This is a genomic window from Vibrio sp. 1978 (genome assembly GCF_033344345.1).
In genome coordinates this window covers 191,366-204,347 of record NZ_JAWPOP010000007.1, presented here as the reverse complement: position 1 = coordinate 204,347, position 12,982 = coordinate 191,366, and the positions used below count along the sequence as shown (strand labels likewise).

Genomic DNA, 12,982 nt, shown 5'->3' with positions numbered 1-12,982 from the left:
AGAGCGTACCACTTTCAGTAGTTGACTTCCTCTTCTACACCTATCCATGAATGTCGCACTTATTATCTGAAATCGGGTGTAATGAATGTCGGTTTGATAAATTATCCAACATTTATAAGGCAAACCGTGAAGTAAGTTGAATTGCGTGCGGATGCTATTGGCAATATTCACAATCCAATTTCTCGGATAACCGCCTTAAAAATCATAATATTCAGTTAAATGAAACGATTTGGAGTAATTACGACCAAAATCAGCAGAATATTAAATCTTTATTGAGTCTTTTATCTAATATCTGAAAACGCCTCACGACCTGACACTTCTTTCCAATTTGCCTCTGGCAGTCCCTACTCGTTTTCCTTACATTCCTACTAACTCAGTGACGAGACGTATACCAAATACGAGCAATAGAAGACGATGAAAGACCAGTTGACGATCTCTATATCAACTATCAATGGCTCAAGACATTGGTACTTCAGTAAAAGGATGCAACGCAACATAAAAACGTTTTTCGTTTTTTTTGTTGTTGCTCTGGCCGCGACCGTAATCTTAATTCATCACTTGTACACTCGCGTTGATAATGCAGCGTTAAAACAAGCTGAATTGACAGAGCATTCACGCACCATGGGTGAAGAGCTCAGCACACTGAAAACACTTAAATCAGAGCTAGAAAATGACCTTTCAGAACGGGAAGAACGGGTACAACTTGTTTCGGAACGTTTGGGTGAACTAGAGAAAGTGCTTGGGGTTGGAGAACATACCTCGACAAACAACTTGGATGCTAGGCTCGATGCGGCGGCGATAACCTCAAACGTTCGCATGGTGTTATTAAACCAAATACCAAGTGGCTCTCCAGTCGGCAACGTACGGCTATCTTCCGGATTCGGTAAGCGTATCCATCCGGTGACAAAAGTTGCCAAGATGCATCGTGGGCTCGATTTTGCCGTAAATATCGGCACCAAAATTTATGCCCCTGCCGATGGGGTAGTGGAAGTCACCCGCCGCAGTAATAAAGGCTCTGGTAACTTCCTCAGGCTGCAACACTCTTTCGGTTTTTCGAGTTCTTATTCGCACTTGAAAGCGTTCAAAGTAAAAAGTGGTCAGTTCGTCAAAAAAGGGCAGCTGATTGCAATTTCCGGCAACAGTGGGCTCTCTTCTGGCCCTCACCTGCATTACGAGGTGCGATTTGTTGGGCGAGCACTGAATCCGAAACCATTTGTCGATTGGAGCCTTAATGATTTCGAAGACATTTTTACTAAGGAGCGAAGAATACGATGGGAATCTTTAATCAAAACAGTGGAACAACGAGTAGCTCAGCAGCTTCAACTCTCATCGCCAAAGGCTGTTCTCTTAGCGGAGAACTCAAAGTAGAAAACGATGTCCAGATTGATGGCATCGTCGATGGTCAAATTAACGTGGAAGGCACTCTCGTTGTCGCAGAAAGCGGGCGAGTAAACGGTGAAATCTACGCTAAACAGCTGATCATTAATGGCATGATGGACGGAAACTGTCACGCAGAACACATTCAAGTGCTTGCCAAGGGACGCGTAAGCGGTAGGATCTGGAGCAATAACCTCAGCATTGAACCTGGTGGCAAATTCTTTGGTGAAGCAGCCGAATTACCTGAAAAGGAAGTGGTAACGTTAAAGGGTAAGGCTCAAGACAGTGCGATCACAAAAGAAAATAACACCAACAATGAAAAGCGACTTTCGCGTAAATCAGCATAAAAGCTTTGATTAAAGTGCTTAAAAAAGACGGCTTTCACGCCGTCTTTTTTATTACTATTGCCACGATTTTCGTCAGAAACTACGTGATTATTCGGCCGGATTTAAAACCATTACCGAGCGTTTTGCTTGTGGACCAAAAGCTGATTTTGCATGCGCTTTCACTTCATCTAACGTCACACTCTTAGCCACTTTCTCAACGTCAAGCAACACATCGACGCCGTAATCATGCACCAAATAACGAGTATATGCCCATGATCTCTGTGCTGGGTTGTCATCCAATCCTTGCATCGCGACTGCCAGTTGTTTCGCGGCCGTATCCACTTCTTTTTGGGTAATATTTGACGCTAAACCATCAAACACTTTGCCCAGTTTACTCTCTAAAAGTGCCACGTCTTCGGGCTCAACTTGAGACTCCAAGAGCCAATCAGAGATGGGTTCGCGATCTTGTGTCATGGTGTAAATGCTCGGGCTGTAATCAAGGCTAGACTCTTCTCGCACAATATCCAAAACACGTGCATTACTAATACGTTGCAAAATATCTTCGATAACCGTGTCTCTTGCCGTACGTTGGTAATCGCTCGTATTAGTCAAACGCATTACATACAACGATGAAGGTTCATGCCCATCCGCAACCACAGTTCGCTCCGGCACTTCCGGGTTAAACGCAACGTGATAATCAATCGAACGACTCGGTTTCATTTCGATAGAGGCCACATACTTACGCAAAAGTGGTGTAATTTCTTCCGGCTCTACGTTTGCAACAATAACCATCTTAAAACCATCATTGGTTTTGAAAAGTTGCTCATGCACCGCTAGTATCTGCTCGGAAGTCACTTGTTCAACATCATCACTGGACACTATACGATGACGACTACCCGGCAAATAAGAATTGCCGTTTGCTTTTTGAATCAGTTTTCCCATCGGTGATTCAAAAAAAGCGCCGCTCTGCTGTTTAAACTCTTGCTTCGCTGCTTCCATCTGGCGCTCGTCGACTTTAATCTCCGTCGCTAGGTTGTATAGTCCATTCAAAGCATCAGTTAGGTGCGTATTTGGCGCCGTAATTTGAGCTCCGTGACTGGTCGCATCAAGCATCGCACCAAGCGCAATGTTGTTTTTGCGTAAGTAGCTATCTAGCTCTGAACCAGAAAATGTCCCTAACCCACTGCGTATTGCCGTTGTTGCTGCGATTTCATAAGCGGCATACAACGTCGGATCAACAGCGGCTTTACCACCTTGGCTCGCATAGTAAATATACGCTCGACCACCCGCTTTAGTATCTTTTTGGAACCACACTTCGATACCGTTTGATAGCGTATAGACTTGAAAACCACCCGCTTCCTGACGCATGCTCGTGATGCTGCCTTCCTGGGTAGGCTTTAAGAATCCATCCACTTTGTCATACATCTCTAACGGTTTTTCGCCAGTTTGAAGATAGGCACTGTTTAGAGCGGCAAATACACCATTGAACTGTTCTGACGTTTCGCTTTTCCCCAAACCAATAAAAAAGCTTGGCTGCTGAGATAACAAAGCCGTCAATTGTGTGTTAATGCTCTCTAAATTCTCGTTGTTGATGAATTCTGCCAAACTCTGGGCATAATTCTCTTTTGATTGGCTGACACTGTCTTGTCCAATTTGAAAAACACGTGCTTCTGCGTAACTGTTTGGCTTACGCTGACTCCAATCTGAATCAATATTTGCAAGTTCACCTTGCCAATTTGACATAACGCTATCTAACTCGGATTGAGTCGCACCATAATCTCTTAACGACGCCAAGGTACGAATGAAAGTCTGGTGCATTTGTTCGCGGCGATCTGGTGCAAACGAAATCCCTGCCGACATCATACGCTGATAGTTAGAGTAATAGGGCTCTGCATAAGCGTATTGAAAAGGTTCAGCGGCATCACTGAGTACACGGATCAAACGCTGTTGAATGAGTTGTGTTGCGACTTCATCACGCCACACTTCATGTTGTTGCTCAATCGTCGCGCTGCCACTTAGACCACGCTCAATCACTAAATGAAGACTTGGTGATTCCATCGTGTTACTTGGCAAGATTCTGTTTTCGTTGTTCACTCGAATATCACGGCGCTTCTCTATTACCGTATCCGAGGTACTTTCCCAGTTCGAGAACTTGCTTTTGATAATCTTGGACAGTGAATCTACGTCGATATTACCAGTCACAATCAACTCGGCATTTTGTGGCTGGTACCACTTGTCGTAAAACGCCTTTAACTTACTTGAGGAAGCATTTTGAATCGCTTCGCGAGTACCAATTGGGTCATGCTCACCATACATAGTGCCTTCAATCGAGGCTTGGTAAGCATGCATAGAAAAGGACTTATCATCTGGATTAGCACGTCGCCATTCCCCGAGAATCACCCCTTTTTCTTTCTCTACTTGCTCAGGAGCAAACTCAAGTCCGTTACCGATATCTCTCATCCACTTCAGGGCATCTTCTAGCTTCGTATTATTCGCAAGGTCAAGTTGGTAAGACGTTTGCTGATAACTGGTAAAAGCGTTGATATCAGCGCCAAAGCTACCACCAGATTGCTCAAAAAGTTTGACAACGTCGTTACCGGTAAAATGCTCACTACCATTAAACGCCATATGCTCAACAAAGTGAGCGTAACCCTTTTGAGAAGATGTTTCTTGGAATGAGCCGATATTCATCACCAAACGGACCGAGACTTCTTGGTCTTCTGTTGGATAGAGATGGTATTTCATACCGTTCGATAACTGGTCCACGTGCCAGTTGGCGTCAGGTTGAATCGGCGTCGACTGTTGTATCAGAGCACACCCTGACACTAATAACGCGGGGACTAACAATATACTGCGCATAACGATTGCCCATAACAATGATTAAGCTAATCAATATATATCCGGTGCTATAACCTTCACATTTTTAATGGATTATCAGACACGCAAATGTGATAAAGATCACCATTTATTGAAATCAATTCTCATTTACAAAAATCGACAAATCCTTACTTTACAAATACATAAATAATATCGTTCCAAATCCTTTTGCTTATTTGGTGTAAAACTCAAATTCGCGACATGGAGTCAGTATTTATTTTGAGCAATAAAATATAATTATTGAACAGATTCGAATCTGACTTTCTGCTGCATATTCAACAGCGCAGAGAGCACTGATGAGAATAAAAACACAACAACTATTATTCAAAGATCTATTATTCGCTTTATGTTCAAAAATCTATCATTAAAAAACAAACTGGCAATCTCTGCCAGTGCCGCCATCATTCTAGGGGGAGTGCTGGTAGAGGGGCTGTCTTTTCGAGATTCATTAAATAGGCTCGATGTCGAAGTCGCACAGCGACTAGAAAGCACTAGCGCATCTTACAATCAATACGTAAAGGACTGGCTACTCTCTAAAGAGCGCGCACTGACTTCACTCTCTTCTGATTCAGAGAAACGTTCTCTGGTTACGCATTTGAAACAAGTCCGAGACTCTGGCGCGTTCGATAACGTTTTCCTCGCTTACCCGGACGGGTCACAAGACAACGCTAATGGGGTGGTTTTGCCACCAGGTAATAACGATCCTCGTAAGTGGGGCTGGTACACCAATGCAATCGCCAACCCATCGAAAGTCTTTATGGATAACCCGACCGTCGCAGCTGCCACGGGGGCTAACGTCGTGTCGCTCGGTAAAGCCCTGCAATTGCATGGTCAAACCGTCGTTCTGGGTGCTGACGTAGAGATCGGTGATATCCTGAACAGTCTCAACCAAGTGATCCTACCGGGTGAAGGTTATATGTTTATTGCCAATGAACAGGGCAATATTTTCACTCATAACAACGGTAAACTGCTGAATCAACCGGTTAGCAAGCTGGGCCTCAACAACAACGACATTACGTCTGCCGCACGTTCAGGTACAGAGCGTCGCGTCTCTATTAACGGCACCGAATATGTGATTTACGCGCGCCACATAGAGGGTACCAAACTCACAACGGTCACAGTGTTAGATCAAAACTCGTTGGTTGCCCCACTTTACGATGCAGTTTGGGATCAAATCATCGCAACCACTATCGTCGTCGTTATCTGTGTGGCTTTGTTTAACCTGCTATGTAACATCTTGTTCCGTCCGCTCTACAATGTTTCGAATGCGCTTGCGCAAATCGCCAACGGTAGCGGCGATCTGACTCAACGCATCAAAGTAGAAAACCGTGACGAAGTTGGTGAGCTGGCTGAAAACTTCAACCAGTTCGTTGAAAGTTTGCAGCAACTTATTGGTCACATTCGTCACCAAGCGGAAGAACTGAGCCAACAATCGGAGCTGAGCACGAATCGCGCGAATCAATCGGTTTCCGATCTGAACCATCAGCAACAAGAAATCACGATGGTGGCGACCGCTGTGACTGAAATGGCATCGGCAACGCAAGAGATTGCAGCACATGCAGAGCAGACGGCTAAAGCCGCTCAAGACTCTTCAGCGAGCACACAAAATGGTCATGAGTTAGTGATCAACTCCAAGTCATCCATCAACAATTTGTCTTCTGAAGTCAACCAAGCGAGCGTTGTCATCGGCGAGCTCAACCAGCACGCGCAAGACATCTCAACCGTACTATCAACGATTCGAGACATCGCAGAACAAACCAACTTACTGGCTCTGAATGCGGCGATTGAAGCTGCGCGTGCAGGTGAACAAGGTCGCGGTTTTGCCGTTGTTGCAGACGAGGTTCGCGTGCTATCACAACGCACACACACCTCAACCGAAGAGATTCGCTCGACGATCGAGACCTTGCAGCAAACCACACAACGCGCTGTGACCATCATGGATACAAGCTCTCAGCTCGCGCAAGGTTCGGTGGAAGATGCAGATCGCGCAGCACTGGCTCTGGATGAAATCAACGCGGCCGTTGCGCTGATCAGCGATATGGCAACGCAAATCGCGACCGCCGCCGAAGAGCAAACGCACGTAACCAATGAAATCACGCAAAATGTCACGTCCATTAAAGATGTGACCGATCACTTGGTAGTTGGTGCCGAAGAATCGATGAATCAATCTGCTGAGCTGAAATCGCAAGCTGAGGATCTCAACTCGAAAGTGGCGACGTTTAAACTGGCTTAAACGCCACATTAAGGACGCTCTTAAAAACAACAAACCCCGCTAGCAACTTTGTTACTAGCGGGGTTTGTTTTTATGGATCGACGTTTTTATTGCAGATAGCTTTCCAAAGACGTAAACCTACACCGCCACACACATCGGCGTGCCTGAGATTGGGTCATTAAATACTCTCGCTTGTAAATCAAACACCGATGACAACATGCCTTCTGTCATTACCTCTTGCGGTGTTCCCTGCGTGACTAACTGACCTTTTTCCAACACCACCAAATGATCGCAGTAACGGCACGCTTGGTTTAGATCGTGCAGCACTACGACCACTGTTTTGCCTTTGTCGTTCATCTGCCTCATGAGTTTCATCAGCTCAACTTGGTGAGAGAGATCCAAGTAAGTGGTTGGCTCATCAAGCATCACTACGTCGGTATCTTGCGCCATTACCATCGCAATCCACGCCCTTTGCCTTTGACCGCCAGACAGCGATTCAACTGGCTTGTCAGCAAACTCAATCACGCCAGTATCTTGCATTGCTTGCTCGACTAAGGTCTTGTCTTGTTGACTTAACCGGCCCCAATGAGAGAGATAAGGCGAGCGGCCATATTCGACCAGTTTTCTGACGGTAATACCTTCAGGACTGACAAGAATCTGCGGCAGCAAAGACAACGAACGCGCCAAGCGTTTATCACCGTAGCTGCTTAGTGGTTTGTCGTCATACAACACTTGGCCAGAAGCGGGTTTATTGATGCGTACCAAGGTTTTTAATAGTGTCGATTTACCGCAACCATTTGGACCAACTAGTGCGGTAATTTTACCTTGAGGAATCGACAAAGAGAGATCTGGAATGATGGTCTGTTTGCCGTACGCGACGGATAAGTTCTGCGTTCGTAACATGCTTACCAACCTCTATAACGATACAAAAGAAAAATGAAATATGGTGCGCCAATAACAGATGTCAGCACTCCCGCTGGTAGCTCAATTGGTGGCTGTAAGCCTCTCGCTAAACCATCGGCGCAAATCACCAACAAAGCGCCAAGGGTTGCAGCGGCTGGAATCAACAACTTGTGGTTGTGGCCAAACAGCAAACGCGCAAGATGCGGCGCAAGCAGGCCAACAAAGCTGATCGTGCCTGCCACAGACACACTGATACTCGCCAATAGCACGGCAGCAATCAACGCAATAATTTGGATCTGTCTTGGTTTCGTGCCAAGTGTAGTGGCGCTTTCTTCTCCCAGTCCCATAACATCTAGCCGCCAAGCCAGCCAAAACGCCAATGGTAGTAGCAGCAATAAAGCACTCCAAATAAACGGCACTTGTTGCCAGTTTCGTCCCCACAAACTGCCGGTTAGCCATACCATCGCCGTGTTGATTTCAATAGGGTGCACAATCAGAAGAAAATCGATACCGCTAGCTAAAAATGCGCTGACAGCAACACCAATCAGCGCCAAACGTGCTGGTGTTGGTTTCGACCAGTAAGCCAGCACAGCAATAAAGCCAGCAGCAAGCAAGCCTCCCGCCATGGCGACCATCGGCAACATTGCCACTGGCGCATTCGGATACAGCACCAAACAAGCGGTAGCCGCCAGTCCTGCTCCGGCGCTTATCCCCATTAAATCTGGTGAGGCAAGTGGATTACGGATGACGCCTTGAACTAAAACGCCTGACAGCCCCAACCCAGCGCCCACGCCAATGGCGAGCAACATTCTCGGTAATCGATATTGGTGAATCACAAAGTCCGAGTCAGAGAAAGAAAACAGTAATGCAAAAACCTGTTGAGCCGACATGTTCGCCGCACCAACAAACAGCGTGAGAGAAGACGCAATCAGCAACAATCCAACTAATGCAAACAGTTTGGTTTGATTCATCATGATGATTTCCTCATTGCAATCGCGATAAAGCAAGGTGTGCCCAACAGCGCGGTAATCACGCCCACTGGCGTTTCAGCCGGAAAAGCAATCGCTCGTGATAAAGCATCTGACCACGTCACCAATGCCGCGCCACACAAGGCGGAAACCGGAATGAGAATGTGATAGTTGTGACCAACAATCGGGCGTACCAAGTGCGGCACTAACAACCCGACAAAGCCAATTGGCCCAGCAATCGCTACGCTAGTTCCTGCCAACAGCACAACCGCTAAACCACTGATAAATCGCGTAAGACGAATGTTACCACCTAGCCCAACAGCAACTTCGTCCCCCAACGCGAGTAAATTTAAGTTTCGCGCTAAGCCCATGGCGAGCACCAAACCTAAAGTCGCAAAAGGCCACAGTTGCTGCCACTGTTCAGAATCTACCGCGGAGAGTGAACCCGTTAACCAATGCAACACGCTGTAAGCCATGTCATCCGCCAAAATTACCGACGCACGAGTTAACCCTATCAGCAGTGCACTGATGGCAATGCCCGCTAGCACTAAACGCAATGGGTGAGAACGCGCGGAAAAAAAACCGCCCAACAACATGACCGCACCACCACTTAGTAGCGCGCCGAGTACTGCGTTGATGATTGAGTTCAATTGACTAAAGAATGGTACGCCGATGGACGCCAAGGCCATAAAACAAGCCGCACCAGCATTAATGCCGAGAATGGATGGCGACGCCAAAGGGTTACGAGTTAATCCTTGCATCAGCACTCCGGATACCGCAAGCGAAGCGCCAATTAATAACCCAGCATAGGCACGAGGCGCACGCAGCGTCGCGAGGATTTGATGCAGCATATTGCCCTCATCAAACGCAAACCAATAGCTTGTCAGATCATTAACGCTCAAAGAAAAGTTGGACCAGCCAATCATTGAGGCTGCATAGCCTGAGAGCGTACACAACGCCATAGCACAGACAAACAAGCTCGCTTTCCAATGCGATTTGCTAACCGAAGACGCGCTTTCCGAGCTTATCGCCGCACTCATGAGCGCTCCAATAACGCTTCAAGATTGCGGGCAATTTCTTCCGCAGCCAACATGCCGCGATTTAACGACCACAGTTCAGGAGAAACCTCAACAAGTTGCTGTTTTTTCGCAGCAGTTAGCAACTTAAACAATGGATTTTTGCGCCACTCATCCACAATATTTGGTTGAGAGTAAAGTCCAACTAACAACCAATCAGGGTTGGTTTTTAGTAAAAGTTCGAAACTGGTTGGGATATACGCTTTTTGCTCAGATGGAGCCAGCGGGCTTTGGATGCCCAGCATACTCAAAACGCCCCCAGCGTAAGAAACCGGGCTATGCAACCACATCCCTTTGTCAGAAACCACACCAAACTGAATGGTTTCTTGTGTTGCAAAATGCTGTTTGAACTCCGCCATTGTCTGTTTGTGCTGCTCAATTCGTTGTGTCATTTTCGCTTGTTTGCCAATTGCCACGCCGATTTTGTGTGCGGATTCGAGATTTTCTTGATATGTCTCACCACGGCTTTTTAACAGCAAAGTTGGCGCAATTCGCTGCAAATCTTGATAAATCGCGCGATGACGTTCTGCATCAGCAATGATCAAATCCGGCTTGAGCACCGCAATCGCCTCTAAACTCGGTTGCGAGCGCATGCCGACCGATTGCCAAGGACCAACCTTGGCACGAACAGCAGGAATGACTCGTGTGGCATCGTTGTCATCGGCGACGCCTACAGGTGAGACATCGACTGCCGCTAATGCATCGACAAACGAAAATTCTAAAACCACAATACGTTGAGGTATCGCTTCTAGCTCAAAAGTGCCTTGCTCATCTTGCACGCTGCGCGCCTGAGAAAATGCGCTAAATGACATCAAAGCTGAGCTCAACAGCATCAGCAAAACTGTTGAAAAGTGTTTGATCGTAAATTGTTTTTTATTTTTCATCTTGCTTTTTTCCAGTGCTAAGAGTTTTCCATTACCTAAGATCGGCAAAGTCGCCAAGGTAAATTGGCGACTTTTCTTTTCAAACTCGGTGAACGAAACGCTTAAAACTGATAGTTCAGATCCAGTGTGTAAGAGCGTCCCGGAGCTGGGTACCGACCAACTGGGCTTGTATCAATCCCGCGGAAGTAATACTCCTCGTCAAACAAGTTGTTCACCGCAACATTCATGCGTAACTTGCCTTTGTCGTCTTTGTATAAATCCGTCCCCAAGTTGAAGTTCCACACCATGTAAGATGGTACTTTACCCGTTGCGCCAGTTGCATCTTCGGCACTGGTGTTGGCGTTATCGGTATACGAATCACTAAAGTAGAAGCCCGATAGCGTGGTGTCCATGCCGTAAAATGCGTAGGTTGCATCCCAACCAAGCTGATGCTTAGAGGTGTAAGGCAGTTGATTACCTTTATTCGCGCCTTCTTCTTCAAGCGTAGCGTCTAGATAGTTGTAGCTTGCGCCTAAACTCAGTGCAGGTAGTGCTTCAGGCACGTAACGAGCAGAAAGCTCTATGCCTTGGTGAAGTGTTTTTCCGATGTTATCGAAGGTCTGCGTTGAGCTTTGCCATTGCAATTGATCTTCAAAGTCGATGCGATAAAGTGCAGCGTTAAAGCTGGTCGCATCTTGGGTGTAACGCGCGCCGACTTCGTAGTTCCAAGCCAGTTCGCTACCTTCTTCACCCAAACCTCGGATGTAGGCAATTTGTGGCGCACGAAGTGATTTTTGCGCGTTCGCATACGTCACCCACTGGTCAGTTAAGTTGTATGCCACCGTCAAACCTGGCAACCATTCCGTCACGGTGTTGTCTGCCGTTTGTTTTTTACCACGATCGGTAAACGTCATTCGAACCGACTCAACACGCAACCCAGGCGTTACCTTCAATGTATCATTGAACAAACCAATTTCGTTGCTAACGTATCCAGCAAACGCGTCCGTATCTAGATGCCAATCACGCGGAACGCTGGTTGCACCACCGGCGATTGGAGTCTGAGTGAGTTTGTAGTCAATGTCTTCATTAACATAACGGGTACCCACGATCCAGTTTTGAGTAACGGATTTACCTTCGCCAAAGTACATCGCCATTTTTGGCTCTATACCATACACGGTAAATTCACGTGGAGAGGTACGAACGTCCGTCGCTGGCAGAGCCGGATCCGCCCAATGGCCACCCGCGCTGTTAAAGCCCCACTTGAAAAGACGCTCTGACTTATGGCCAAACGTTAGCACTTCTAGCTCGGCACTGTCGGCAAATGGCAAATCGTGGATGTACTTAACACTCCAGCGCGTCGACTTACCTTCATAATCATCGTAAGGACGTTTCGATTGGTGACGATCTTGCTCGTAATCTTGTGGCGAAAGTGCGCCCGGCATTTGCGTTTCAGCATCGTAACGTTGCAGGAATGCTTGAATCTCTTGAGTGTCACTCAGTAGCCACTGTGCTTTGGCTTGGAAGTTCTTCACGTCCGTATCGGAATGTTCACGGAAGCTTTCACCTTTTAGGAAGTTACCTTCCAACTGTAGTGCAAATGTGTCGCTTAACCAGCCGCCCGTGCGTAGGTAAAAATCATTCAGCGGCGCATCACCGCCATCAAACACGGTAAGGCGGTTACTGATTTTAGTTTGCCACGTGTGTGGAATCGGTTTGGTCACTAAGTTGATCACACCACCGACGTTGTTTGGGCCGTACTGTACTGCGGCACCACCGCGTACAATGTCAATACGATCAAGCATCGACAGTGTTGCTGGGAAGATAGACTGACCAGTGTGACCATATGGCGCAAGTGTTAGCGGTACACCATCCATCAAGAACTGAGCATGACCACTACGGCTTGCTTTCAAACCACGTACGGAAATGTTAGGCAATACGCCCGTTCCGCTTTCATCCTGAACTTTAATACCCGGCACGCGCTGTAGCGCGTTATCAATCGAGCCTGCGGCGGTTTTCTCGATTTGATCGCGGGTAATGACGGTACGAGCACCTGGGTACTCTTTGACGTCTTCAATTTCAGATTTACCAATCACGCTACCAGTGACAACGACGGTTTCCATCGTGGTAGTTTGTTCTTTTTTAGCAGGAGCAGCAACCGCGCTCATGGATGTGGCAAAAGCGATTGCAATCGCAAGCACACTGTAAGTGGTAGACAAACCAGCACGTACACGCACTTTACCATCCAAATTCTGGTAAGACATTAAGATCTCCTTTGCGAGAAATTGAGCCTCGGGCAGAATACATCCCGTAGGCTCTAGGGGCTAAACATCCTCAATATGAGGCAAAAATCGGCTAACAGGCGCTAACTACGCACAAAAAG

General features: G+C 46.9%; 9 protein-coding genes. 3 read left to right on the top strand and 6 right to left on the bottom strand.

Features of this window, described 5'->3' with window-relative positions; translation table 11 throughout:
* The first annotated feature begins 414 nt into the window (after nt 1–414).
* Together R8N49_RS09785 and R8N49_RS09780 are read left to right on the top strand one after the other, a co-directional pair.
* On the top strand, nt 415–1,368 hold the full coding sequence (locus R8N49_RS09785; RefSeq protein ID WP_005374721.1) for a M23 family metallopeptidase: 954 nt from the start codon (nt 415–417) through the stop codon (nt 1,366–1,368).
* The gene (locus R8N49_RS09780; RefSeq protein WP_080276973.1) at nt 1,272–1,724 is read left to right on the top strand and encodes a bactofilin family protein; all 453 of its coding nucleotides are present in this window, start codon (nt 1,272–1,274) and stop codon (nt 1,722–1,724) included. Before R8N49_RS09785 ends, R8N49_RS09780 begins: the two co-directional genes overlap by 97 nt.
* 87 nt (nt 1,725–1,811) lie before the next feature.
* Here the strand turns inward: R8N49_RS09780 and R8N49_RS09775 are convergent, their stop codons facing one another.
* On the bottom strand, nt 1,812–4,562 hold the full coding sequence (locus tag R8N49_RS09775) for a M16 family metallopeptidase (RefSeq protein WP_033906636.1): 2,751 nt from the start codon (nt 4,560–4,562) through the stop codon (nt 1,812–1,814).
* A 364-nt stretch (nt 4,563–4,926) separates the two neighbouring features.
* On the opposite strand from R8N49_RS09775, the gene R8N49_RS09770 reads away from it, so the two are divergent.
* A complete protein-coding gene (locus R8N49_RS09770; protein WP_025768674.1) occupies nt 4,927–6,813 on the top strand; it encodes a methyl-accepting chemotaxis protein in 1,887 nt (628 codons plus the stop codon).
* A gap of 117 nt (nt 6,814–6,930) precedes the next feature.
* Here R8N49_RS09770 and fecE read toward each other — a convergent pair whose 3' ends face one another.
* The 5 genes from fecE to pvuA all read right to left on the bottom strand — a co-directional run bounded on the left by fecE (nt 6,931) and on the right by pvuA (nt 12,863).
* Nucleotides 6,931–7,695, bottom strand: coding sequence for a Fe(3+) dicitrate ABC transporter ATP-binding protein FecE (gene fecE / locus R8N49_RS09765; protein ID WP_017634499.1), 765 nt, complete (start codon nt 7,693–7,695; stop codon nt 6,931–6,933).
* Between the two features lie 2 nt (nt 7,696–7,697).
* Nucleotides 7,698–8,669 carry a FecCD family ABC transporter permease gene (locus R8N49_RS09760; RefSeq protein WP_047102431.1) on the bottom strand — a complete coding sequence of 324 codons (972 nt, stop codon included), beginning with the start codon at nt 8,667–8,669 and terminating at the stop codon, nt 7,698–7,700.
* Nucleotides 8,666–9,625 carry a FecCD family ABC transporter permease gene (locus R8N49_RS09755; protein ID WP_250654690.1) on the bottom strand — a complete coding sequence of 320 codons (960 nt, stop codon included), beginning with the start codon at nt 9,623–9,625 and terminating at the stop codon, nt 8,666–8,668. Before R8N49_RS09755 ends, R8N49_RS09760 begins: the two co-directional genes overlap by 4 nt.
* Nucleotides 9,626–9,699: 74 nt before the next feature.
* The gene (locus R8N49_RS09750; RefSeq protein ID WP_025768676.1) at nt 9,700–10,623 is read right to left on the bottom strand and encodes a Fe(3+) dicitrate ABC transporter substrate-binding protein FecB; all 924 of its coding nucleotides are present in this window, start codon (nt 10,621–10,623) and stop codon (nt 9,700–9,702) included.
* A 101-nt stretch (nt 10,624–10,724) separates the two neighbouring features.
* On the bottom strand, nt 10,725–12,863 hold the full coding sequence (gene pvuA / locus R8N49_RS09745; RefSeq protein ID WP_318189930.1) for a TonB-dependent siderophore vibrioferrin receptor PvuA: 2,139 nt from the start codon (nt 12,861–12,863) through the stop codon (nt 10,725–10,727).
* Nucleotides 12,864–12,982 lie beyond the last annotated feature (119 nt).

Bases quoted from the DNA above. Each gene is read 5' to 3' on its own strand.
- R8N49_RS09775 (WP_033906636.1), bottom strand. From the start codon at position 4,562: ATGCGCAGTATATTGTTAGTCCCCGCGTTATTAGTGTCAGGGTGTGCT.
- R8N49_RS09780 (WP_080276973.1), top strand. From the start codon at position 1,272: ATGGGAATCTTTAATCAAAACAGTGGAACAACGAGTAGCTCAGCAGCT.
- R8N49_RS09785 (WP_005374721.1), top strand. From the start codon at position 415: ATGAAAGACCAGTTGACGATCTCTATATCAACTATCAATGGCTCAAGA.
- R8N49_RS09770 (WP_025768674.1), top strand. From the start codon at position 4,927: ATGTTCAAAAATCTATCATTAAAAAACAAACTGGCAATCTCTGCCAGT.
- R8N49_RS09755 (WP_250654690.1), bottom strand. From the start codon at position 9,625: ATGGCGTTGTGTACGCTCTCAGGCTATGCAGCCTCAATGATTGGCTGG.
- R8N49_RS09750 (WP_025768676.1), bottom strand. From the start codon at position 10,623: ATGAAAAATAAAAAACAATTTACGATCAAACACTTTTCAACAGTTTTG.
- R8N49_RS09760 (WP_047102431.1), bottom strand. From the start codon at position 8,669: ATGATGAATCAAACCAAACTGTTTGCATTAGTTGGATTGTTGCTGATT.
- fecE (WP_017634499.1), bottom strand. From the start codon at position 7,695: ATGTTACGAACGCAGAACTTATCCGTCGCGTACGGCAAACAGACCATC.
- pvuA (WP_318189930.1), bottom strand. From the start codon at position 12,863: ATGTCTTACCAGAATTTGGATGGTAAAGTGCGTGTACGTGCTGGTTTG.